Origin of the sequence: Bradyrhizobium sp. LTSP885 (genome assembly GCF_000938305.1) — a bacterium.
Taxonomy (GTDB): Bacteria; Pseudomonadota; Alphaproteobacteria; order Rhizobiales; family Xanthobacteraceae; genus Bradyrhizobium.
In genome coordinates, this window is sequence record NZ_JYMT01000042.1 from 573,871 (window position 1) to 596,987 (window position 23,117).

The 23,117-nt window shown below is 63.7% G+C and carries 25 protein-coding genes; 9 read left to right on the forward strand and 16 right to left on the reverse strand.

Annotated elements, in window-relative coordinates; genetic code table 11:
- Positions 1-3 precede the first annotated feature (3 nt).
- From UP09_RS31765 to UP09_RS31770, 3 genes are all read right to left on the reverse strand, one after another.
- A complete protein-coding gene (locus UP09_RS31765) occupies positions 4-1,644 on the reverse strand; it encodes an acyl-CoA synthetase (RefSeq protein ID WP_044542260.1) in 1,641 nt (546 codons plus the stop codon).
- A 228-nt stretch (positions 1,645-1,872) separates the two neighbouring features.
- Positions 1,873-2,001, reverse strand: coding sequence for a hypothetical protein (locus tag UP09_RS38770; RefSeq protein ID WP_283806030.1), 129 nt, complete (start codon positions 1,999-2,001; stop codon positions 1,873-1,875).
- 111 nt (positions 2,002-2,112) lie between these two features.
- Entirely contained in the window at positions 2,113-3,057 is a 945-nt protein-coding gene (locus tag UP09_RS31770; RefSeq protein ID WP_044542702.1) for a tetratricopeptide repeat protein, read from the reverse strand.
- A 100-nt stretch (positions 3,058-3,157) separates the two neighbouring features.
- On the opposite strand from UP09_RS31770, the gene UP09_RS31775 reads away from it, so the two are divergent.
- A complete protein-coding gene (locus UP09_RS31775) occupies positions 3,158-3,430 on the forward strand; it encodes a GNAT family N-acetyltransferase (RefSeq protein WP_044542261.1) in 273 nt (90 codons plus the stop codon).
- Positions 3,431-3,504: 74 nt separating this feature from the next.
- Here UP09_RS31775 and UP09_RS31780 read toward each other — a convergent pair whose 3' ends face one another.
- On the reverse strand, positions 3,505-4,296 hold the full coding sequence (locus UP09_RS31780; protein ID WP_044542262.1) for a fumarylacetoacetate hydrolase family protein: 792 nt from the start codon (positions 4,294-4,296) through the stop codon (positions 3,505-3,507).
- A gap of 111 nt (positions 4,297-4,407) precedes the next feature.
- Positions 4,408-4,827, reverse strand: a complete 420-nt coding sequence (locus tag UP09_RS31785; protein ID WP_044542263.1) for a DUF3597 domain-containing protein — start codon at positions 4,825-4,827, stop codon at positions 4,408-4,410.
- A gap of 297 nt (positions 4,828-5,124) precedes the next feature.
- On the opposite strand from UP09_RS31785, the gene UP09_RS31790 reads away from it, so the two are divergent.
- Both UP09_RS31790 and UP09_RS31795 read left to right on the forward strand, forming a co-directional pair.
- Entirely contained in the window at positions 5,125-6,036 is a 912-nt protein-coding gene (locus UP09_RS31790; protein WP_044542265.1) for a DUF2189 domain-containing protein, read from the forward strand.
- Positions 6,037-6,282: 246 nt separating this feature from the next.
- Entirely contained in the window at positions 6,283-7,098 is an 816-nt protein-coding gene (locus UP09_RS31795; RefSeq protein ID WP_044542703.1) for a lytic murein transglycosylase, read from the forward strand.
- A 61-nt stretch (positions 7,099-7,159) separates the two neighbouring features.
- Here the strand turns inward: UP09_RS31795 and UP09_RS31800 are convergent, their stop codons facing one another.
- Positions 7,160-7,423: a hypothetical protein gene (locus UP09_RS31800; RefSeq protein WP_245302297.1), complete on the reverse strand. Its 264-nt coding sequence runs from the start codon at positions 7,421-7,423 to the stop codon at positions 7,160-7,162.
- A gap of 872 nt (positions 7,424-8,295) precedes the next feature.
- On the opposite strand from UP09_RS31800, the gene UP09_RS37220 reads away from it, so the two are divergent.
- The 4 genes from UP09_RS37220 (at position 8,296) to UP09_RS31815 (ending at position 11,488) form a co-directional block, all read left to right on the forward strand.
- A complete protein-coding gene (locus UP09_RS37220; protein ID WP_016846063.1) occupies positions 8,296-8,448 on the forward strand; it encodes a DUF1127 domain-containing protein in 153 nt (50 codons plus the stop codon).
- 110 nt (positions 8,449-8,558) lie between these two features.
- Positions 8,559-9,992: a methylenetetrahydrofolate--tRNA-(uracil(54)-C(5))-methyltransferase (FADH(2)-oxidizing) TrmFO gene (trmFO, locus tag UP09_RS31805; protein ID WP_044542267.1), complete on the forward strand. Its 1,434-nt coding sequence runs from the start codon at positions 8,559-8,561 to the stop codon at positions 9,990-9,992.
- A 5-nt stretch (positions 9,993-9,997) separates the two neighbouring features.
- Entirely contained in the window at positions 9,998-11,101 is a 1,104-nt protein-coding gene (locus tag UP09_RS31810) for a serine/threonine protein kinase (RefSeq protein ID WP_044542268.1), read from the forward strand.
- 102 nt (positions 11,102-11,203) lie between these two features.
- Positions 11,204-11,488 (forward strand): DUF1488 family protein, encoded by a 285-nt coding sequence (locus tag UP09_RS31815; protein ID WP_044542269.1) that lies wholly within the window; start codon positions 11,204-11,206, stop codon positions 11,486-11,488.
- Positions 11,489-11,498: 10 nt separating this feature from the next.
- Here UP09_RS31815 and UP09_RS31820 read toward each other — a convergent pair whose 3' ends face one another.
- The 5 genes from UP09_RS31820 to yajC are packed head-to-tail and all read right to left on the reverse strand — an operon-like array spanning position 11,499 to position 15,782.
- Positions 11,499-12,362, reverse strand: coding sequence for a phytoene/squalene synthase family protein (locus UP09_RS31820; protein WP_044542270.1), 864 nt, complete (start codon positions 12,360-12,362; stop codon positions 11,499-11,501).
- The gene (locus UP09_RS31825; protein WP_044542271.1) at positions 12,359-12,742 is read right to left on the reverse strand and encodes an Mth938-like domain-containing protein; all 384 of its coding nucleotides are present in this window, start codon (positions 12,740-12,742) and stop codon (positions 12,359-12,361) included. The genes UP09_RS31820 and UP09_RS31825 overlap by 4 nt, the downstream gene beginning before the upstream one ends.
- A 6-nt stretch (positions 12,743-12,748) precedes the next feature.
- Positions 12,749-13,774: a protein translocase subunit SecF gene (secF, locus tag UP09_RS31830; protein WP_044542272.1), complete on the reverse strand. Its 1,026-nt coding sequence runs from the start codon at positions 13,772-13,774 to the stop codon at positions 12,749-12,751.
- A 10-nt stretch (positions 13,775-13,784) separates the two neighbouring features.
- A complete protein-coding gene (gene secD / locus UP09_RS31835) occupies positions 13,785-15,386 on the reverse strand; it encodes a protein translocase subunit SecD (RefSeq protein ID WP_044542273.1) in 1,602 nt (533 codons plus the stop codon).
- Between the two features lie 39 nt (positions 15,387-15,425).
- Positions 15,426-15,782 carry a preprotein translocase subunit YajC gene (yajC, locus tag UP09_RS31840; protein WP_044542274.1) on the reverse strand — a complete coding sequence of 119 codons (357 nt, stop codon included), beginning with the start codon at positions 15,780-15,782 and terminating at the stop codon, positions 15,426-15,428.
- A gap of 193 nt (positions 15,783-15,975) precedes the next feature.
- On the opposite strand from yajC, the gene UP09_RS31845 reads away from it, so the two are divergent.
- Positions 15,976-16,959 (forward strand): ATP-binding protein, encoded by a 984-nt coding sequence (locus UP09_RS31845; RefSeq protein ID WP_044542275.1) that lies wholly within the window; start codon positions 15,976-15,978, stop codon positions 16,957-16,959.
- A 125-nt stretch (positions 16,960-17,084) separates the two neighbouring features.
- On the opposite strand, the gene UP09_RS31850 is transcribed toward UP09_RS31845, so the two are convergent.
- Together UP09_RS31850 and UP09_RS31855 are read right to left on the reverse strand one after the other, a co-directional pair.
- Positions 17,085-18,443 (reverse strand): LysM peptidoglycan-binding domain-containing M23 family metallopeptidase, encoded by a 1,359-nt coding sequence (locus tag UP09_RS31850; RefSeq protein WP_044542276.1) that lies wholly within the window; start codon positions 18,441-18,443, stop codon positions 17,085-17,087.
- A 109-nt stretch (positions 18,444-18,552) separates the two neighbouring features.
- The gene (locus UP09_RS31855) at positions 18,553-19,209 is read right to left on the reverse strand and encodes a protein-L-isoaspartate(D-aspartate) O-methyltransferase (RefSeq protein WP_044542277.1); all 657 of its coding nucleotides are present in this window, start codon (positions 19,207-19,209) and stop codon (positions 18,553-18,555) included.
- 411 nt (positions 19,210-19,620) lie between these two features.
- Between UP09_RS31855 and UP09_RS31860 the strand changes: the two genes are divergently transcribed.
- On the forward strand, positions 19,621-19,998 hold the full coding sequence (locus UP09_RS31860; protein WP_082070363.1) for a response regulator: 378 nt from the start codon (positions 19,621-19,623) through the stop codon (positions 19,996-19,998).
- Between the two features lie 100 nt (positions 19,999-20,098).
- Here the strand turns inward: UP09_RS31860 and surE are convergent, their stop codons facing one another.
- The 3 genes from surE to serS all read right to left on the reverse strand — a co-directional run bounded on the left by surE (position 20,099) and on the right by serS (position 23,019).
- Complete coding sequence (surE, locus tag UP09_RS31865) at positions 20,099-20,866, reverse strand: 5'/3'-nucleotidase SurE (protein ID WP_044542279.1); 768 nt, start codon at positions 20,864-20,866, stop codon at positions 20,099-20,101.
- A 77-nt stretch (positions 20,867-20,943) separates the two neighbouring features.
- On the reverse strand, positions 20,944-21,585 hold the full coding sequence (locus tag UP09_RS36500) for a hypothetical protein (RefSeq protein WP_052833269.1): 642 nt from the start codon (positions 21,583-21,585) through the stop codon (positions 20,944-20,946).
- A gap of 15 nt (positions 21,586-21,600) precedes the next feature.
- Positions 21,601-23,019 (reverse strand): serine--tRNA ligase, encoded by a 1,419-nt coding sequence (gene serS, locus UP09_RS31875; RefSeq protein ID WP_044542280.1) that lies wholly within the window; start codon positions 23,017-23,019, stop codon positions 21,601-21,603.
- Positions 23,020-23,117: the final 98 nt, after the last annotated feature.

The window sequence follows — 23,117 nt, forward strand, 5'->3', positions numbered from 1 at the left end:
GCGCTAGTTGCCCGTCGACTTGGCGATCACTTCGAGCAGGCCGCGCGCCTCGAGCTCGTCGCGGACCATTCGCTTCGGCACCTTGCCGTAGCCGGACTTCGGCAGCGCCTCCCAGAAGAAGAAGCGCTTCGGCATCTTGTAGCGCGGCAATTTCGGCGTGAGATACGCCGCCAGCTCCGCCTCACCGACCGGCTGCGCGCCTTCGCATGCGACGCAGACGGCGATGCCGACCTCGCCCCAGAAGGGATCGGGCACGCCGAGGACAGCGACCTCGCCCACCGCGGGATGGGTCAGGATCTTCTCCTCGATCTCGCGCGGATAGATGTTGGAGCCGCCGGAGATGTACATGTCGGAGGCGCGGCCGGTGATGTAGACAAAGCCCTCCTCGTCGATGTGGCCGAGGTCGCCGGTGCGGAACCAGCCGTCGCGAAACGCCTTCGCATTGGCCTCGGGGTTGTCGTAATAACCGGCGAACACGCCGGGACCGATCACGCAGATCTCGCCGGTCTCGTGCGGCTTCAGCTCGCGGCCGTCGTCTCCCTGGATCGAGACCTGCATGCCGGTGCGCTCGAAACCGCAGGTGCCGATCCGCGCATGCGGGCCATCCTCGGGATCGTGCAGGCCGGGCGGCAGCACGGTGATGTTGCCGGTGACCTCGCCAAGCCCGAAATACTGCACCAGCACGCCGCCGAGCTTGGCCAACGCCGCCTTCTGGTCCTCGCGATACATCGGCGCGCCGGCATAGATGATGTAGCGCAGCGAGGAGTGATCGTGCTGGTCGGCGGCGGGATGCTCGACCATCATCTTCAGGATCGTCGGCACCGTGAACATGTTGCTGACGCGGTATCGCGCGATCAGCCGGAACGCCTCCGCGATGTCGAACTTCTCCGACGGCAGCAAAATGGTCGGCACGCCACGCGCGGTCTGCACCAGCTGGTGGACGCCGGCGCCGTGCGACAGCGGCGCCACCACCAGCGAGGCATCCTGCTCGGTGGTGCCGGGCATCAAATCGGCGAGATGGTTTGTTATCACGAAGGCCATCTGGCCATGGGTCAGCACCGCAGCCTTGGAGCGGCCGGTGGTGCCGGAGGTGAAGAAGAACCAGCAGGGATCATCATAGTCGACGGCGGTGTTCTCGACCGCGGCACCGGCATGTTTGGCGATGACGTCACCGACAACAGCCTCGCCGAACGTGCCCTCCTCGCCGATCCGCCAGGTGAATTCGAGCGCGGGATTGGCCGCCGCTTTGGCATGGTCCGGGAAATCGCCGTGGCAAAGAAACGCCTTGGCGCCCGAGGCCGCCGCGAGATAGGCGACCTCGTCGGGCATCAGGCGGAAATTGGTCGGCACCCAGACCGCGCCGAGCCGGAACGCCGCGAACATCGACCAGAACATCTCGTCGCAGTTCTTGGAATGCACCAGGATGCGGTCGCCCTTGACGATGCCGCGGGCCGCGAGCGCCGCCGCCAGCGCCGAGACGTTCTGGTCGATATGGCGCCACGACCAGGCCTTCTCGGCCCAGATGAAACCGGGGCGATCGCCGTGCCGGCGGGCGTTCTGGGTCAGGATGTAGGCGAGGTTCATCACCCGGCGCGACACCCGCGCGATCCCGCCGCGCGGCGCAGTGCTCGCCACTTCGCTCATCGCCGGCCCACCAGCAGGACGACGCCAAGCAAGGTCAGGACGAGCTTCATCGATGTTTCCCCGGCTGCATCAGTTTTTTTGGTCGCGCCCGCGACGTTGATCCCTGCCGGTTTATCGTCATCGCGCGGGGTTCGGCAAGAGCTGCCGTATCAAGACCTGCCGTATCAGGCCTATCCCGGCTCAAACGGCGCGGTCGCGATCGACGGTCCCGGCATCAGGACGGTGCCGTTAGCGCACGCCCGTCCCCTTGCAACGCTGGCACTTCACCACCTTGTCGCCCTTCTTCAAAAGGCCCTTGCCCTCGCAATTCTTGCATTTCTGCTTCTTCTTGACGTTGGGGCCTTTTTCATTGGGCATGCTTTCCTCCAGGCAATGTTGCCGCTGGGTTCACCATGCGGCAGCCACGCAACCCCGTCTATAAGCACCGCACCTGATTTGGAAGAGCGGGATCGCCTGGAGTTTTGCCGGCTAGCGCGACGCCCCGAGGCGTTCCAGCGCTTCTTGCGCGGTCTGCAGGTCCGGGTGCAGTTCGAGCGCCTTGCGGAAATCGGCCGCCGCGCCCTGCTTGTCGCCAAGCTGCATCTTGGCCAGGCCGCGGTTGCTCCAGGAATAAGCGTCGCTCGGGTCGTATTGCAGCGCCTTGTCGTAATCGGCGACGCCGCCCTTGGCATCGTCCAGAAAAAGGCGGATCAGCCCGCGGTTGCGCCAGCCGCGCGGGTCCGTCGGCGCGATCTTCGCCGCCTCGCCATAGTCGGCCGCCGCGCGGTCGAACTGCTTGATGTCACGGTAAGCGTTGCCGCGGTTGATGTAGGCGAGCACATCGGGTCGGAGCTGGATCTGCGTCGTGTAGTCGGCGATCGCATGCGTCACGTCACGCTTGCGGAAATAGGTGAAGCCGCGATTGCCGTAGGCCGACGAAAGCTTCGGATTATGCTCGATCGCCAGGCTGAAATCGGCCAGCGCACGGTCGAGATCACCCTTGCTGAGCCAGGCATCGCCGCGATTGTTGTAGGCGAGCGCGAAGGTCGGGTCGACGCGGATCGCCTCGTCATAGTCGGCGAGCGCATGATCGAAATCCCTCCTGCTGGCCGAGATGCGGCCGCGATTGGTGTAGGCGCAGGCGTTAGCAGGATTGAGGTTGATGGCTTCGTTGAGATCGGCGAGCGCGGCATCGATCTCACGCGTCTCGGTCAGCCCGTACCCGCGGGCGCAATAGGCCGCGGCGAGCCGGCGGCCGGTCTCGGTCTTGCCATCGATCACGGCTTTGCAGGCGGTGACGCGATCGGCCGGCGCGGTCGCGTTGCCGATGCAGGCTTGCCAGTTCGGATCATCAGCAGCGGACGCGCGCGGGACCTGCGCCGCCGCAAAGGCCGCGCTGAGCAGAATACCGGTCAGACAGGCCGAAAGGCGCATCTCGTCAATCCACAAATGCCGATTTGTGGGTTGGTCGCGCCTTTGCACGGACCGGTTCACGGGCTTACATCAGTGCCCGTCAACCAATCGGGAATTTGCGATGGCCGCCGTCCGCGACAACAAAGCCCAAAACCGCTTCGAGCTCGATACCGACGGCGGCATGGCCTTTGCCAACTACCGGCTGACGCCATCAGCCGTCATCATCACCCATACCGAGACACCGCGGGCGCTGCGCGGCCGCGGCATCGCGTCAGAGCTGGTCAAGGGGGCGCTGGACCTGATCCGCGCCGACGGCCACAAGGTGATCGCCGGCTGCGGTTTCGTGGTGGACTACCTCGACAAGCATCCGGAATACGCGGATCTCGCGGGGTAGACTTTCGTTTTGACGCGTTTTGCTTACGCGAACCGGTATCCACTTCGCTTCAAAACGCTACAGTACCGCATCCGTCAGACGATCTTGATCGACATCTCGGGCAGGCCCTCGAGCTTGCAGAGCAGCACGTCGCCCTTGACCACCGCGCCGACATTTTCAGGCGTGCCGGAATAGATGATATCGCCGGCCTTGAGCTCGAACGCCTCGGAGAGCTTTGCGATCTGCTCGGCAACGCTCCAGATCATGTTCTTCAGGTCGGAGCTCTGCCGCACCGTGCCGTTGACCGCGAGCGAGATCGCGCCCGCCTTGAAATGGCCGGTCTTATCAGCCGGATGGATCGGGCCGAGCACCGCGGCGTGATCAAAACTCTTGCCGATCTCCCACGGCTTCTTCTCGGCGGCCATGCCGTTCTGCAAATCGCGCCGCGTCATGTCGAGACCGAGCGCGTAGCCATAGACGTGATCGAGCGCCGTCTCGGCCGGAATATTGGCGCCGCCGGATTTCAGCGCCGCCACCAATTCAACCTCGTGGTGATAGTTCTTGGTCAGCGACGGATAGGGATGATCGGCGACGGCGCCGACCGCGACATTCTGGATCGCATCGGTCGGCTTCTGGAAGAAGAACGGCGGCTCGCGGGTCGGATCGGAGCCGCGCTCGATCGCATGGGCTGCGTAGTTGCGGCCGATGCAGTAGATGCGGCGAACCTGGAACACCTCGCTCTCGCCGACGATCGGGATCGTGACAGCCGGTACCGGAAACATCGCCTTCGGCCCGGCTTGCGCCGATGCCGGCGCGGATTGCGCGGCGGTGCCGGCCAGCGCCAAGGCACTGGTCGTCAGCATGGTCCGGCGGTCGAGATCGGTCATGGGTACTCTCCTGGGCGTTCCCCTCGTTATTCCCCGATCTATAGATGTTCGCCGATCCATAAAAAAGGGCCCGCGCTAGCGCGGGCCCTGATCCGATCTGTGGGCGTTCCGTCAGTGCTTGATATCAGGGGGGAGCTTGCCGCCGTTGGCGGCGAGCTTGGCCATCACCTGCTTGTGCAGCCAGATGTTCATGCTGGCGGAATCGTTGGTGTCGCCGGTGTAGCCGAGCTCATGGGCGAGCTCCTTGCGCGCACTGAGGCTGGAATCGATGTCGAGCGCCTTCATCAGGTCAACGATCGAGGTTCGCCACTCCAGCTTCTCCCCCTTCGCGGCAACCGCCTTGTCGAGGATGGGAGCCACGTCGACGGTCTGCGCGGGCGCCGCAGCAGGCGCGGCGGCCGGAGACGACGACGATGCGCTGGCGGAGGACGATCCGCCGGCGGGAGCTGTGCTCGTGGCCGCTCCGCCAGCAGGCGTGGCGCTGGCGCTGCTGCCGAAGATCGCGCTCATGATTTTTCCGAAAATGCTCATCGTTCGCTCCCACAGGACTTGAGAAGGTGTGAAGGCCTGATGGCGCTGGGGCGCCCGGCCGCGGTCGCAGTTCAAGTGTATAGCCCCCTCCATAGCTTGCCAATGCGACATTCACTTAAGCGTGAGTGCGTGCTTTCGACGCGGTTTGGGAGTACCTTGATTACTCAGTTCGCGACACGGCCAGTTCCCTGCTCTGTCTTTCGCGTCTGGCCTTGCTTGTGATCGCTTCGAGAAGCGGCACGTTTGTGCCCGAACGCCGGGCGCAAAAATGCGGCCGTCCAGAGGGAGACAACGACCATGGCCACTCCATATCAAGGCAATGTCACATCTGTGACGCCGGGCGGACAAGGCACCGCGTCGGCGCCTGTGATCCGCACCATCGGCCTGTCCGATTTGCACCAAGCGCTGCGTCTCGGCTGGGAAGACTTCAAGGCGGTACCAAGCCACGCCATCGTCCTGTGCCTGATCTATCCCGTGCTCGGCCTCGTGCTCGCGCGCACGGTGCACGGCTATTCCGTGCTGCCCCTGCTGTTTCCGTTGGCCGCGGGCTTTGCCCTGCTCGGCCCGTTTGCCGCAATCGGCCTCTACGAGATGAGCCGCCGCCGCGAGAACGGCGGCGAACCGTCAGCATTGGATGCCTTGCAGGTGTTCCGCTCACCGTCCTTCGGCGCCATGCTCGGGGTCGGCACGCTGTTGTTCGCGTTGTTCGTGACCTGGATCGCGACCGCGCAGACCGTCTACACGGCAGTGTTCGGCTACGAGACCGCCGCCAACATCCCCGATTTCGCAGAGCGCATCCTGACCACCCAGCAAGGCTGGTGGCTGATCGTGGCCGGCTGCGGTATCGGCTTCCTGTTCGCGCTGGTGGCACTCTGCATCAGCGTGGTCGCATTCCCGATGATGCTTGATCGGCAGGCGAGTGCCGGCGAAGCGATGGTGACCTCGATACGCGCAGTTGCGCAGAATCCGGTGCCGATGCTGGCTTGGGGTCTCATCGTCGCGGCGCTGCTGGTGCTCGGCACGCTTCCGTTCTTCCTCGGCCTCGCCGTCGTGATCCCGCTATTGGGTCACGCCACCTGGCATCTTTATCGGGAGGTCATCGTCAAGGATCCCAATGCGCAGCCGGTCATTCCACAACCGCGCGAGCGCAAACCTGCCGCCGATTTCCCGGCCAACCTGTTCCCCTGGCGGCGCAGCGATCGCGGATAGATACCACCACGATCTCGAGCAATTCCGACGATGAGACAAACCGCCGGCTGATCCCCAGCCGGCGGTTTGCCATGCTGTCAGCAAAATCTGGCCACCAACGGATGCGTCGGTGCGGCATTTGCGTCAGTATTGGGCGAATCGATCGGTCGATCACCAGCCATGTTTTGGCCGCTGTTGCCACGAACATGTCAGCCGGGTTCCGCGACCAATGTCGATGACATCGCAGGCTCCGGAGTGAACTTCCATATGACTTCTCGCTTGACCTATCGCACGCTCGCCCTCGGCGCGTGGCTGCTGACATCGACGTTACCGGCGCTGGCCGCCCCCTGCGGCACGGGGACGTTCGAGGCCTGGCTCGACGATTTCAAGAAGGAGGCCGCCACCAAGGGCATTTCGCAAAACGCGATCCAGGCCGGCCTGACCGGCGTTACCGTCGACAAGGCGATCCTGGCGCGCGACCACTCGCAGCAGGTCTTCAGCCAGACCTTCGAGCAGTTCTCTGGCCGTATGGTGCCGCCACGTATGACTCGCGGCTCCAACATGATGAAGCAATACGGCTCGGTGCTGTCGCGGATCGAGGAGGCCTACGGCGTACCCGGAGAGATCCTCGTGGCCATCTGGGGGCTGGAGACCGATTTCGGCGTCAACACCGGCAAGTTTGCGACCATGCGGTCGCTGGCGACGCTCGCCTATGATTGCCGGCGCTCCGACATGTTCAAGGCCGAGATGATGGATGCACTACGCGTCATCGAGCGCGGCGATCTTGCGCCACAGGAGATGCGCGGTGCCTGGGCCGGCGAGATCGGCCAGACCCAATTCATGCCGTCGTCCTACATCAAGTTCGCCGTCGACTTCGACGGCAATGGCAAGCGCGACCTCTTGCACAATGTGCCCGACGTGCTGGCCTCCACCGCGAACTTCCTGAAGAGTTATGGCTGGAAGAAGGGCAAGGATTGGGAGCCGGGCAGCGAGAACTTTGCGGTGATCCAGCAGTGGAACAAGAGCGAGGTCTACGCGAAGACCATTGGCTATTTCGCCACGCAGCTCGCTCACGCCCCATAGATAGACATGTCAAAGGGCCGATCGCCCCAGGCGACCGGCCGCTATCGCCATGAGCAATGGCTTACTTCGCCATGCTTTCGTGCGCAGCCTTGCTGAGATGCATACCGCACGTACCCATCTTGCCGTTCAGCATCGCGTCCTGGGCGAGCGAGATTTCCTTCTCCGCCGCAAATTTGACTTCAGTGTCAGCCATAGCTTCGACTGCAGCTTCGGTCTTGCCGAGGTTGGCGCCGCTGCAGCCCATGCCCATATGGGCGGCCTGCGCGGGAACGACGGCGTAAGCAACCGCAGCCATGGCGGCTGCGCCGATCAATGTTTTGATCATGGGATTTTCCATCTTTTGTTCTTAGACAGATGCCAGCGTGATTGCGGAATCTGCAAAACGATTATTCGCTGTTCCTGTCTGCACTCAGAATGAAATTCGCGCGATGCGAATGTGATCGACGCTGCGCGCAAGTCGCACATGCGTTGCGTCGCATTTTCATTACGCGTTGGTAAAGAATCCATCCGCATCGACAGTTGATGCTGCAGCGCCACTTCGATTTAGTGGAAATTTGTTCGCAGTTGCAGCATTTGACAATGCACCTTGGGCGTTCAGCCGATCCGCAGCGCTCGAGCGATGCGGCTTCGACCTCATGCCGGTTCGTTCTGCACGAGCGATGCGAATTTCTCTCCTGCTCCGGAGGTAATCTCCACCACCGCGGCAGCTGAGATCGACGACGCTGCGGCTCGGTCGATCCAATGGGATCAAGACCCCGCGTTCCTCGCCACAAGTCCATCGACATATTGGAAACGAATCGGTCGACCATATAGTGAACTTAAAATCATTATTAGAACAAGCTTTGCATGCGAATGACGCATGGAAGACGATCGTGGCTGTTGCGTCGTAACGCGACAGTCCGACCTTGATTTCCCGGTCTCCAGTTACCAGCCACGACCTTGAAGAAGATCAGATTATGTCTATGTCAAGACAATGATATTACGTGATTTATTGCCTGAATTTGGACGAACCTGGAACCCGCTTCAGAGGGCGTCTTCAGGGCGTGCGAAAAGGTTAATCAGACCTTACCTGCGCTATGCGTCTTGAGATTAGCTGCATCGCAATATCGGAACTTCTGCACTGCACCATCTCATCTATATTCAGTTCAACGATGAGGCTCTAGGAAGAGCTGAATCAGAACTACTAGGAGACTACCAATGCTGCTCTCGCTCATCCGCATGATCCAGGCCTTCCGGGACTATCAGCGCAATGTTAGCGAACTGTCCCAGCTCAGCGATCGCGAATTGGCCGATATTGGCCTTGATCGCTCGGACATTCCGCGCGTTGCAGCCGGCACCTACAACGGCTGATCGCTCGTCGGCCATCTGATCGACGGATAACGCCCGCTCCTGAAGCGGGCGTTGTCGTTTCCGGCTCAGTTTCAGATGCATACGGCATCGAAACGCGCTAACGCTGCGCGATGACACCTCATCTTTCCTCTTCCCAACCCGTGCACATCGTGGGCGCGGGTCTCGCCGGCTCGGAAGCCGCCTGGCAGGTCGCCAATTCCGGCATCCGCGTGGTCCTGCACGAGATGCGCCCGGTCCGGATGACCGAGGCGCACCGGACCGAGGGCTGCGCCGAACTGGTCTGCTCGAACTCCTTTCGCTCCGATGATGCCGCCAACAACGCGGTCGGGCTGCTGCACGCCGAAATGCGGCGCCTGGGCTCGCTGATCATGCGCTCGGCCGATGCCAACCAGGTGCCCGCCGGTGGCGCGCTGGCGGTCGACCGCGACGGCTTCTCGGCCGCCGTCACCAAGGCGCTGCACGACCATCCGCTGATCGAGATCAGCCGCGAGGAGATCGCCGGCCTGCCGCCCGCCGATTGGAACAACGTGATCGTCGCGACCGGTCCCCTCACCTCGACGCCGCTGGCCGATGCGATCAGGCAGCTGACGGATGAGAGCGCGCTGGCGTTCTTCGATGCGATCGCGCCGATCGTGCACCGGGATTCGATCGACATGTCGGTCGCCTGGTTCCAGTCGCGCTATGACAAGGTCGGCCCCGGTGGGACCGGCGCCGACTACATCAACTGCCCGATGACCAAGGAGCAGTATGAGGCCTTCGTCGCGGCGCTGCTCGACGGAGAGAAGGTCGACTTCAAGGACTGGGAGACCAACACACCCTATTTCGACGGCTGCCTGCCGGTCGAGGTGATGGCCGAGCGTGGTCCGGAAACGCTACGGCACGGGCCGATGAAGCCGGTGGGATTGACCAACCCGCACAATCCGACGGTGAAGGCCTATGCGATCGTCCAGCTCCGCCAGGACAACAAACTCGGCACGCTCTACAACATCGTCGGTTTCCAGACCAAGCTGAAGCATGGCGCCCAGCAACGCGTGTTCCGCACCATCCCCGGCCTCGAGACGGCGGAATTCGCCCGCCTCGGCGGCCTGCACCGCAATACCTTCCTGAATTCGCCAAAGCTGCTCGATGCCCAACTGCGCCTGCGCGCGCAGCCGCGGCTGCGCTTCGCCGGGCAGATGACGGGCTGCGAGGGGTATGTCGAATCCGCCAGCGTCGGCCTGATCGCGGGGCTCTGCGCCGCCGCCGACGCGCACGGCCTTTCGCTGACACAGCCGCCCGCCACGACCGCGCTGGGCGCGCTGCTCGGCCATATCACCGGCGGTCACATCGAGACGATCGAGGCCGGGCCGCGCTCGTTCCAGCCGATGAACATCAATTTCGGCCTGTTCCCGCCGCTCGCCAATCCGCCGACCAAGAAACCCGACGGCTCACGGCTGCGCGGCAATGAAAAGACGATTGCCAAGCGGCAGGCGATCAGCGCCCGGGCGCTCACCGATCTCGACCACTGGATCGCAGAGCACCTGCGCGTCGCGGCCGCGGCCTGACCGTCATGAGCTTGCCGAAAGACGACGCTGCCATCCTGTCGGCGCGATGGAGCCAAGGCGCCCTGCTCAAGCGTGATGTGTTCTCGACCGTCGAGCGCGGTCGCTTCCGCGATGAAGATGGCGAGGTCGACGGCGTGCTGCGCCGGCTCGATCAGGTGCCGTTCTGGTCATTCGGAGTTGCGCTGCATCTGTTTTCGCGCGAGCGCCACGCGCTGACGCTCGCGCGCGATCTCGACGTCGGCCCAAAATTGCTCTGGGCCGGCAGGCGCGCGCTGGTGCGCGGCTTCATCGACGGCGCGGCGCTGCATCTGGCCAAGCCGCATGGCGACGTCGCCTATTTCCGCTCGGCCAAATCAGCGCTGCGCAAGCTGCACCGCGCCGGAATCTGCCACAACGATCTCGCCAAGGAACAGAACTGGCTGGTCGGCCGCGATGGACGCGCCTATGTCACCGACTTCCAGCTCGCCGCCTGCTTCAAGACCCGAAGCCGGCTGTTCCGCATCGCGGCCTATGAGGATCTGCGACATCTACTGAAGCACAAGCGCAGCTACGCCCCGGACGCGCTGACGCCGAAGGAGCGCAAGGTGCTCGCCAAGAAGTCGGCGTTCGCCAGCATCTGGCTCAAGACCGGCAAGAAGGTCTATCAGGGGATCACGCGCGGCATCTTCAATTTCACCGACCGCGAAGGCGGCGGCCGGCGGCTGGTCAACGATGCACCGGTGCTGGTCGACCTGATCCGCAGGAACCCTGATGTGCGCGACACCGCAATCGTCGCCTTTGCAGACCGTCGCGTCGGCGTCGGGCTTTACGCCTTCGTCGAGGCGGACCAGGCCGCACTGGAGACGACGCTGCGCAGCGAGCTTGCCGCGGCCAAAGGCGTCAAGCCGCCCGAACACATCCAGGTCGTGCACGCATTGCCGCGCGACGCGGCCGGCAAACCCCGCACCGAAATCCTGCAGCTTGTCGCCATGAACCAGATCGACCTGCTCGAGCCGATGATGCGCAGCGACGCCGACCGCGAATTCCTCAAGGACATCCTGGAGCAGCGCAAGAATCTGCGCGACCGTTTCAATTTCGAAGTGGCCGAGTTGGACCGTCCGTCACACTAAAGCGCCATGATTGCGCTTTGGAACGGCGACGTCGCGGCTCTCGACAAACGCGCCTCCAGGCTTCAATCTTGCGACGGGGAGCGCGCTCAAGGGACTAAGTTGATGCCACTAACTCGTGGCCGTATCGGGGGATACGATTCCGAACGGATGGCGTTCGGATTCACCATGCTGAACGGCGACCAGACGGTCGAATGCCAGATCAGCGATGCCGCAATGGACGAATTGGCGGGCACGCGGGGAACGCCGAGCATTGCGCGCCAGGGGCAGTTCGTCGCGCTGCGCGACGTCATCGAGCAGATCGCATCCGGCATCTTTGACAGCGGACCGCTGGTCAAGGGTGCGACGATCCGGATTTTCACCAAGCACATTCCGAAGCAGCGGAGCTAGAGCAGCGGAGCTAGCCGCCGAATTCTCTCGCGCGCGAGGCACGCCACAACGTCCACAGAATACGCAGGCGCGATGATGTTTTCGGGAGGAGCGGATCGATGTCGGACCGCGTCATCAGGTTCAGTTCGCGCCTGATATAAGCGAGCGGCAAAAAGATCGGCCTCACCTCGGACGGGACGTCCGCAAGCAGCGTGAAGGCCGTCTTGAGGTGTTCTTGCGCCTCACCCGTGAGTTGGTCGATGGCGGCACGGATATTCGGTGTCAGCTTGCCGGCATACACCTCCTCCTTGCTGCTGCCGTGCTGCTGAAGGAGTTGCAGCGGCAGGAAGAGCTGCTGCCGCGAGGCATCCCGCCCAAGCGTCGCAATCACCCGCGCCATCCCCTGCGCCAGGCCGGCATGTCGCGCCACGTGCTCGATCTCCTCCGACGGACGCGCCACCACCCGCGCGGCAAGCGAGAACAGCGCCGAAGCCGTGTCGTTGAGGTAGCCCTCGAGCGCAGCCATCGACGGCATCGGATCATTGTACAGATCGAACTGGTGTTCCTCGATCAGGCGCGACAGCGTCTCGGCCGGCAGGCGGTGCTTGCTGATCGTCTGCAGCAGTTCTGCCGCGACCGGATTGCCTTCGACACTGCCGTGCCCCGCCCCGGCCAGCATGTCGGTCCACCATTGCAGCCGCAACTCGCCGGGCAGCGGCTGGCTGACCTGCTCATGGACTCGGGAGATCTCGACGTTGAAGGCATAGATCGACAGCAGCGCCCGGCGTTCCGGGCCGGGCATGAACAGGGTCGAGGCGTAGCGCAGGAAATCGTGGGTTCGCACCAGATCGGCGCAGAAGGCCGCGCCGTCCTTCGGCCCATCCATGGTGCTCATGGCACCGCGATCAGCGCCGCCGCAACGCGCCGCCGCTCGCCCAGCATGACGTTATAGGTGCGGATCGCAGGGCCGGTCTGCATCGGATCCAGCACCACCTTCACCGCCCGCAAGGCCTCCCGTAGCGTTCTCGGCGGCACCCAGACCTCGGTACCGGTGCCAACGATCAGCGTGTCGATTGCATTCGCGGCCGCGAACACCCGTTCCAGTGAATATTGGTCGATCTCTTGCGGCCTCGTCACCGGCCAGGCCCAGATCGCATCCGGCAGGCACAGCAGCGAGCCGCGATGCGACATATCGGCAAACGCGAAGCCTCCCTTGCCGTAGGCTTCGATCGGCGCCGACCTCGGAAGATGGGGAGCGTCCGAGGGATTGGACATGGTCGACTACTTCTTGGCTGCCGCGTCCGGCTTCTTGGCGGACGCTTCCTGTGCCTCGCCCCGGGTGGTGTGAACGCCGAGATAGATCAGGATCGGCGCCGCGATGAAGATCGAGGTGTAAGTGCCGACCAGCACCACGCCGAACATCATCACCGCGGTGAAGCTGTGGATCGCGTTGCCGCCAAACAAGAGCAGCGCCAGCAGCGCCAGCGTCACGGTGACGTGGGTGATGATGGAGCGCGACAGCGTCGAGTTGATTGACTCGTTCAGCAGTTGCGGCATCGGCATCTTCTTGTAGCGCCGCAGCATTTCGCGGATACGGTCGTAGATGACGACGGTATCGTTGAGCGAATAGCCGAGAATCGTCAGCAGCGCCGCGATACTGGTCAGATCGAAATCCACTTGCGTGACCGACATGAAACCGATCGTCAGCACGATGTCGTGGACGTTGGCGATCATCGCGCCGAGCGCGAACTGCCATTCGAAGCGGAACCAGAGATAGATCAGGATCGACACGATCGCGAGCATCAGGCCGATCATGCCGTAGGCGAGTAATTCGCCGGAAACGCGCGGGCCGACCACCTCGACACGGCGATAGTCGACGGACTCACCGAGCGCGCCGCGGACCTTGCCTACGGCGTCCTGCTGCGCCTTATCGCCGCCGGGCTGTTCGGCAACGCGGATCAGCACTTCAGACGGACCGCCGAATTGCTGCAACTGCACGTCGCCGAGGCCGAGGCCGTTCAGGGTCGTACGCATCGCAGCGATATCGGCGGTGCCGGACTTGGCCCGCACTTCCAGGAGCGTTCCGCCCTTGAAGTCGATGCCGAAATTCAGGCCGTGGGTGAAGAACAGCGTGATCGCGACGATCGAGAGCAGCGCCGAGATCGGGAAGCTGATGCGGCGGAAGCGGGTGAAGTCGAAATGCGTATCGTCGGGCACGAGGCGCAGCGACGGCAGCAGGCCGAACACCGAGACCACGGTTAACACGGCAATCAGGATGCCCAGGCCGATGAGAACGAGATGAGTCACAATGGGCCTCTCAGATCGGCACGGTTTGCGGCCGCTTCCAGCGCACCCACCCGGCGACGATCAAGCGCGTCATGGTGAAGGCGGTGAACACCGTGGTGATGATGCCGATGCCGAGCGTCACGGCGAAGCCGCGCACCGGACCGGTGCCGATATAGAACAGCACCGCGGCAGCGATGAAGGTGGTGATGTTGGAGTCGAGGATGGTCGCCAGCGCCCGCTTGAAGCCAGCGTCGATCGCCGAGATCGCATTGCGGCCGCCGCGCAGTTCTTCGCGGATGCGCTCATAGATCAGCACGTTGGAGTCGACCGCGATGCCTACCGTCAGCACGATGCCGGCGATGCCGGGCAGCGTCAGCGTGGCGTTGAGCAGCGACAACAGGCCGAAGATCATCGCAACGTTGATCGCAACAGCGATATTGGCGAACACGCCAAACAGGCGGTAAGTGATCAGCATGAACACGATGACCAGGATCGAGCCGACATAGGCGGCGAGCTCGCCCTTCGCGATCGAGTCCTGGCCGAGGCCGGGACCGACCGTGCGCTCTTCGACGACCGTCAACGGTGCCGGCAGTGCGCCGGCGCGCATCAGAATCGCCAGATCGTTGGCAGACTGCACGTTAAAGCTGCCGGAAATCTGCCCCTGTCCCCCAGTGATCGGCTCGCGGATGACCGGCGCGGAGAGCACCTTGCCGTCAAGCACGATAGCGAAGGGCTGGCCGACATTCTCGCTCGTCGCCTGGGCGAATTTGCGCGCACCGGCCGAGTTGAATTTGAAGCTCACGATCGCCTCACCGTTGCGCTGGTCGAAACCGGGCTGCGCGTCGGACAACTCGCTGCCGGAAACCAGAACCTGCTTCTTGACGACAGTGGGAGGATTCGGCGGCGACGCGCTCGGGAGCAGCTCGGAATCCGGTGGCACCGCGCCTTGCAGGGCCTGGTCGGACGATACCGTGGTATCGACCATCCGGAATTCCATTTTCGCCGTCTTGCCGAGCAGTTCCTTCAACCGCGTCGGGTCCTGGAGGCCGGGGACCTGTACCAAGATACGGTCTGTGCCCTGCCGCTGGATCAACGGCTCGACGGTGCCGAGTTCGTTGACGCGTTTTTCGACGATCTGGATGGATTGCTCGATCGTCTTGCGCAGGCGATCGAGCGTCGCCGCCGGAGGCACGCTTAGGCGGATCACCCCACCGCTGGCGTCCGCGACATCGAGGTCACGTTGTCCGCTCGATCCCATGAGCCCGCCGATCGGTTGCGCGAGGTCGCGCAACTTGGACAGCGCCTGCGCCACATCGGCGTCCTTGGAGATGCGAACCTCAACGGCATCGTTGCGCGTTGCAAGGCCGGTATAGACGATCTTGGCCTCGCGCAGCACACGCCGCACGTCGTCGCGAATCGCCTCCAGCCTCTCCTTCTTCACATAATTCGAGTCGACCTCGAGCAGCAGGTAGGAGCCGCCCTGCAAATCGAGGCCAAGCACCATGCGCCGCTGCGCCCAGGCGGGCCAGCTCTTGACCTGCGCTTCCGGGAAGAAGTTCGGAACGGCGCACAGGCAGACCACCAGCGCCGTCAGAACGATCGCCAGCACCTTCCACCGCGTGAAATACAGCATCGAGTTACCCGTCAGATTCCCAAAAAGGCGGCGCGGCGATCAGTTCGCGGCCGCCTCGTCCTTGGCATCGCCCTTCGCCGGCTCGCCCTTGGCGCGCACGCCCGAAATCATCTGCCGCATCTGCCGCACGCGGACGCCGTCCGAAATCTCGAACTCGATCTGGTCGTCGTCGACGACCTTGGTGACCTTGCCGACCAGGCCGCCGGTGGTGACGACGGTGTCGCCGCGACGGATGTTCTTCACCAGTTCGGCGTGATCCTTCACCTTCTTCTGCTGCGGGCGCAGGATCAGGAAGTACATGATGACGAAGATCAGCGCGAACGGCAGCAGCGACATCAACATGCTGTTGGCATCGCCGCCGGCTCCAGCCTGGGCAAACGCAGGAGTAATCAGCATTCGAACAATCCTCGGGTAAGACGGGGAAGAACCGGCAGTGCCTGGGTGGCCCCTCAGGCGGTATGGCGGTCCGGACAAATTCGCGCGGACTATAGCGGCCGCGGTCCCAATTGCAACGTTAACGGACCCTCATTTAGGGCGCTTGCGGGAGGAGCGCCAGCCCGATAAGGCTGCGCCGTCAGGAACCGGAAAAATGCCGAAAAAAGCCAAGAAAAAAGCCGAGAAAACCGCCAGCAAAACCGCGTCCAAAGCAGCCGCCAAGACGCCGGCCAAGGCCGCGACAAAACGACCGGCGAAGGCACTCGACCGCGATACCGCCGAGCGGATCGCCGCCGCCCTGGAGACCATCGCCAGCAAGCTTGCAGCCGCCGCCCCGGCCCCGAATCCTGCCAAGTCGTTCGGCACGGCCGACGCCTTTGTCTGGCATCCGGATGGGCGGCTCGCACCCGTTCCGCATGTCAGCCGCGTCGAGATCGGCCTGCTCAAGGGCGTCGACCGGATGCGTGACATCCTGATGGAGAACACCGAGCGCTTCACCAATGGCCTTCCCGCCAACAACGCGCTGCTCTGGGGCGCGCGCGGCATGGGCAAGTCCTCGTTGGTAAAGGCCGCTCACGCCAGCATCAATGTCGACCGCAAGCCGGCCGATCGGCTGAAGCTGATCGAGATCCACCGCGAGGACATCGAGAGCCTGCCCGGCCTGATGGAGCTTTTGCGCAGCTCCTCATTCCGCTTCATCGTGTTCTGCGACGACCTCTCCTTCGACGGCAACGACGCGTCCTACAAGTCGCTGAAGGCGGTGCTGGAGGGCGGCATCGAGGGGCGCCCCGACAACGTCATCCTCTATGCGACATCGAATCGGCGGCATCTGCTGGCGCGCGAGATGATCGAGAACGAGCGCTCGACCGCGATCAATCCCGGCGAAGCGGTCGAGGAAAAGGTCTCGCTGTCGGATCGCTTCGGCCTCTGGCTCGGCTTCCATCGCTGCAGCCAGGACGAGTACCTGGCGATGGTGAAGGGCTATTGCGACCATTTCGGCATCAAGCTTGCCGACGAAGCGCTCGAGCGCGAGGCGCTGGAATGGTCGACCACCCGCGGCTCCCGCTCCGGCCGCGTCGCCTGGCAATTCACGCAGGAACTGGCGGGCCGGCTCGGCGTGCGGCTGGGCGGGAAGTAGCACGCGCGTACCGATGTCATCCTCCGCGAAAGCGGAGGATCCAGTACGCCGAGGCGTCTCGGGTCAAATGAAGGTCTCTGGAATACTGGGTCGTCCGGACAAGCCGGACGACGACAGCCTTGAACTCACGCGCCGTTGAGGAATTGCAGCGGATCAAGCGGCGACGAGCCCTTGCGGATCTCGAAGTGGAGCTGCGGCGAGCCGACCTCGCCTGATTGACCCGACTTGGCAATCACCTGGCCACGCTTGATGGTGTCGCCACGCTTCACCAAGAGCTCACTCGTGTGGGCATAAGCGGTGACATAGCCGTTGGGGTGGCGAACCAGCACGAGGTTGCCATAACCCTTCAGCTCGTTGCCCGAATAGGCAACGACGCCGTCTTCGGCAGCTTTCACCGGCGTGCCCTCGGGCACCGCGACATTGATGCCGTCATTGACCTTGCCGTTGGTCTTGGAGCCGTAGGCGGTGATGACCTTGCCGCGCACCGGCCAACGGAAGGTCGGCAGCGCGCCGGTTGCATCGCCCGACTTGACCGCCGGCGTATCCACCGCGGCAGCCACCGGCTGTTCGACACTCGCGGTCGGCTGGACCAGCCGCGCGCTCTGCTGCGGCAGCGCGGTTGCGACCACCTTCGGGGTGGGTGCGGCCGCCACAGCGGCAGGCGCAGGAGCAACGACCGGCGCAACCGCAGCGGCTTTCGCGCCGGGCACAGTGAGCTTCATGCCAAGGCTGAGCTTGGCCGACGGTTCGAGATTGTTGGCGTGAGCGAGCTCGGCCACGGAGATGTGGTGCTGGTGCGCGATGCTGTGCAGCGTGTCGCCGCGATTGACAAAGTGGACGCCAGCAGGAGCGACAGGCGCGGCGGCCACGGCAACCGGCTTGACGACCGGCGCCGCCACCGCGGGAGCGGCGGCCGTTGCGGTCGGGCGAGGAATGATCAGCTGCTGCCCCGGCGAAAGCGCGCGCGGCCCCTTGTAACCGTTGGCGCGCAGGATATCGGCCGTCGACACGTTGTAGCGCCTGGACAGCAATTCCAGCGTATCGCTGGTACCGACGATGATGGTGATGCCGCTGCGGGCCGCGGCGACCGAATGCGGAACGGTGCCGGTGGATTCAAGCTGCGGGCGCGCCGGCGGCGGAGCGTAGGACGCAAGCCCGCGCCCTCCTCCGGAGACGCCGCCACCCGAGACCGGATAGGACTGCGGCGCCGATACCGGCGGCGGCAACGGCTGCGATTGATACTGCGGGTTCTGCGAATATTGCTGCTGCGGCCGCGCATATTGCGGCAGCTCACGACGCTCCGGCGGCTGCTGCACCGCACCAGTCGGCTGCGGATCAAGCGCGAACGGATTCTGCGAGTAGGAATTTTGGGAGAAGCGGGACGACATGTCGCCGCTGCAGCCGGCAAAAGCAACTGACATCAGCGCCAGCACCGCCACTTGCGGCACGCGACGCGAGCGAAGCAACTCGACAATACCTGACATGGTTACTCACTCGTACGCAACAAAAGACCGTTTTGAGTAAACACGTGTCGAGTAAATAAGCGCTTAACCCTGGGAATAAGACGTTGGCGGCAAGCCGCAATCGGCGATCCTAAAGCTCGCGCGCAATTCCTGGCAGCGCCGGCACGAAGCGCACATCGACCAAATTCTTGCGCTCGAATCCGCTCTCGGTCCTGACCACGCGGACGAGCGTCTGGGCGCCCTGATGCGGCCCGACCGGCGCAATCAGAACACCGCCCGGCTCAAGCCGCTGCGTGAGCTTGTCCGGGATCTGTTCCATCGCCGCAGTGACGATGATGCGATCGAAATCGCCCGCACCGGCCGGCACATCGTAGCCGTCCCCGAGCAACACCTCGACATTGAAATAGCCGAGCTTTTCAAGCCGCTTGCCGGCGCTGTCGGCGAGCGTCCGGTAGCGCTCGATGGTCAGTACCTGCTTGCACAGCCGGGACAGGATCGCGGCCTGATAGCCGGAGCCGGTCCCGATCTCGAGCACGCGGTGCCCCTTCTGAAGCTGCAACTGCTCCGTCATGTAGGCGACCACAAAGGGCTGGCTGATGGTCTGCCCGCAGGCAATCGGCAGCGCGCTGTCGCGATAGGCATAAGCGCGGTCATGCGCCTCGACGAAAACCTCGCGCGGCACCTCCTCCATGGTCCGCAGCACGGCCTGGTCGCTGATCCCCCGCCGCCGCAGGGCGAGCTGAAACATCATTTTCTCGGGCGGATCTGGGTTCACGGCCATGCTCATCAGCGTCTCTGGAGCGTTTTCGAGCGAAGTGGATACCGGTTCGCAAATACAGGTGTCTCAGGCAGCTTCATGCCACTTGAATTCGAAATGTCGCGTTAAGGAAAAATTTCCCGTCGCTTTTGTTCCGAGTTCGGAACCGGAGCCCTGCTTCTCGTTGCCGCCGGGGCGACCGCCCCCCATATCATCGGGTGCGGCGCGCGATCAAAAGCACCGAGCACGACATCGGCCCGGGGCCCGGGCTGGCATAGAGACCGCGACTGGCTGTCGAGCAGAACCAAGCTCAACGAGGCCAACTCGGCGATAGAACGATTCGCGGTTACGCGCTTGGAAGTGCGGCAAATCTCCAACGTTTGCATTGCGCCTTTTGGTGTTATTTGCGAGCTTGGTTCCGGGACGGGCAAGGATTCCATCATGCTAGCGACACGGCCGGCGGGCTGTTCAGTTTTCCTCGTGGAAGACGAGGTCATGATCCGGATGATGGTTGCCGACATGCTCGAAGAGCTCGGCCACAGCGTCGCGGCCGAAGCCGGCGAAATCGGCGAAGCGGTCAAGCTTGCGCAATCCACCGATTTCGACCTCGCGATCCTGGACGTCAACGTCAATGGCAAGGTGATCACTCCGGTCGCCGAGCTGATCAACGCGCGCAACCGCCCCTTCATTTTCGCGACCGGCTACGGCTCCTCCGGCCTGCCTCCTGAATATCGCGACCGTCCGGCGTTGCAGAAGCCGTTCCAGCTGGAAACGCTGGCGCAGGTGATTGCCAGCGTGATGAAGCGCGCGCCGGTTTAGCTACCGAGATATGTAGCCCGGATGGAGCGCAGCGCAATCCGGGAATCCCAACGCGCTGAAAGTGCCCCGGATTGCGCTTCGCTTCATCCGGGCTACAAGTTCACTTCAGCGTCGCGGTCAGCGCTTCCGAAAACACCTCATCGGTCCGGTCGAGCCGCAGCGGCGTCACCGAGACGTAGCGCGCGGCGAGCGCGGCGAGATCGGTGCCCTCCGCCGGCGTATCCAGCATCGCGGCGCGCTCGAAGCCGATCCAGAAATACGGGTTGCCGCGGCCGTCGTGGCGGCGGTCGATCTTCAGGAAGCCGAGATTGCGCTTGCCCTGCCGCGTGACCCGGATGCCCTTGACCTCGTCGGGCATGCAGGACGGGAAGTTGACGTTGACGACCGTGTTCTTCGGGATGCCGGCATCGAGCGCCTTGCGCAGGATGTCGGGGCCGAATTTCAGCGCGGTCTCCCACAGCGGCTTGTCGCGCGTCTCCAGGCTGAACTCCTGGGAGAGCGCGAATGACGGGAAGCCCAGGATCGTGCCTTCCAGCGCGCCGGCGATGGTGCCGGAATAGACGACGTCCTCGGCGACGTTGCGACCCTTGTTGACGCCACTCAGCACCAGATCTGGCAGCTTCTCGCCGAGGATGTGGCGCGCGCCCATGATCACGCAGTCGGTCGGCGTGCCGCGCACCGCGAAATGCCGCGGGCCGACCTCGCGCAGGCGCAATGGATCGTTCAGCGACAGCGAGTGCGAGACGCCCGACTGGTCGAGCTCGGGCGCGACGATCCAGACGTCATCGGACAAGGCCCGCGCGATCTGCTCGACGACCTTCAGGCCCGGAGCATGGATGCCGTCATCATTGGTGCAGAGAATTCGCATCCGTCAAAGTGCCTTTTGTTCTGGTTCGGCGCGGTTTCGAGGTGGCCTCCCTGAGGCTCGCAAGCCGTCTTAACCGGCTAGGAGCGCGGAGGCAAACCCGGCAGATCCCCGCGCCAGCGCGTCAACCTGGCCCGCCACGGCTGGACGAATCTGCCTTTGCCGGCGATCTTGTGGCCGACCGCCGGCCAGAGCGGCTTGGGCCGTACGAGGGGTGCCGGATCGGCCGGCTGAACCACTGGTGTCGCAGGTGGCGGCGGCTCGGGCGGCTCAGATTCGGCCAATGCGGGCTTTGCCGGTTCGGCTTCCGGCGGAGCGGCTACAACCGCCTCGACTGGCTTTGCTGCTGGCGCGACCTCAGCCGTCTTCGACTTCAGCTTGGCCAGCAACTCCTCGAGCGCGGGCACCGCCAATGGCTCAAGAGCGCGCTTCACGGGCGGCACTGCGCTGGCTATGGCCGCAGTCGCCTCCGGTTCGAGCGGCACCGGCGTGCCTGGAGGCGCCGCATCGAAAAAACGCGCTCGCGCCAATTCGAGCGCCTTGTCAAAATCGGGCCTGTCGATCCACGCCTTGCCCTGCATCGACTGGATCAGGCCGGCTTCCCACAATCTGGAAACCGCGATGTCGTAATAGCCCATCTGCTTCTGATTGATCAGCTGCAGCCCGTGCCCCGTGACGGCCCATTGCCGACCAAGCCAGTGGATGTCACGGTGGAGTGGCATCACACTGGCCCCGCCTTACATGCCGTGCTCGATGACCTTGAGCCCGCCCATATAGGGCTGCAGCACATCGGGCACCGCGATCGAACCATCCTGTTGCTGATAGGTCTCCATGACTGCAATTAAGGCGCGCCCGACCGCCGTGCCGGAGCCGTTCAGCGTGTGCACGAAACGCGGCTTGCCGTCGGGGCCGCGATAGCGTGCGTCCATGCGGCGCGCCTGGAAATCGCCGCACACCGAGCAGCTCGAGATCTCGCGATAGGCGCCGCCATCGCCCTGCCCCGGCATCCAGACCTCGATGTCGTAAGTCTTCTGCGCGGAAAAGCCCATGTCGCCGGCACACAGCGTCATCACGCGGTAGTGCAAATCGAGACGGCGCAGCACCTCCTCGGCGCAAGCCAGCATGCGCTCATGCTCGTCCTTGCTGGTTTCGGGCGTCGTGATCGAGACCAGTTCGACCTTGTTGAACTGATGTTGGCGGATCATGCCGCGGGTATCGCGTCCCGCAGCCCCCGCCTCCGCACGGAAGCACGGCGTCAGCGCCGTGAGCCGCATCGGCAGCTCCTTGTCGTCGAGAATGGATTCGCGCGCGAGATTGGTGAGCGAGACCTCGGCGGTCGGGATGAGCCAAAAATCTTCCTTCGTAGGAGTCTTTTCTAGAAGCTCATCCACCAGCCCCTTAACAGAGCCCTTGCGCCCGCGCGCCTCGAACTCGGCGTCGATGTTCTGAAGAGCTTCTGAAAGCAAATCTGTTCGCACTGATATTCGAGAGGCAACAAACTGATCGTACTGGAACTTCGGCAATTGCCCCGTCCCAAACATGACTTCGTCGCGCACCAGAAGCGGCGGATTGATCTCGGTGTAGCCGTGCTCATTGGTGTGCAGATCGAGCATGAACTGCCCGATCGCGCGCTCGAGCCGCGCCAGACCCTTCTTGAGCACAACGAAGCGCGCGCCGGACAATTTCGCCGCCGCCTCGAAATCCATGTCGCCGAGTGCGGTGCCGAGATCGTCATGTAGCTTGGGCACGAAGCCGTAGTCGCGCCTCTTGCCGAAGACGTGACGCTGGACATTGCCATGCTCGTCAGTGCCATCAGGCACTTCGTCGAGCGGCAGATTGGGAATCGCGGCCAATTCCGTCGTCAGCTCTTCGTCGGCCGTTTTCGCGGTCGTCTCGAGCTGCGGCATCGTGGTCTTCAGCTCGGCAACTTCAGCCATCAGCTTCGCCGCGCGCGCTTCGTCCTTGGCCTTCTTGGCGTCGCCGATTTCCTTCGACGCCGCATTGCGGCGCGCCTGCGCCTGCTCGGACGCCAGGATCGCGGCACGGCGCCGCTCGTCGATCGCGAGCAGCGACGGCGACAACGGGCCCAGTCCGCGGCGCTTCAGGCCGGCGTCAAAGGCTTCTGGGTTGTCGCGGATCGCTTTGATGTCGTGCATGGGTCATTTTCCCGTCATGGCCGGGTTTATCCCGGCCATCCACGTCTTGCTGCCATGGTCTGTAAAAGACGTGGATGCCCGGGACAAGCCCGGGCATG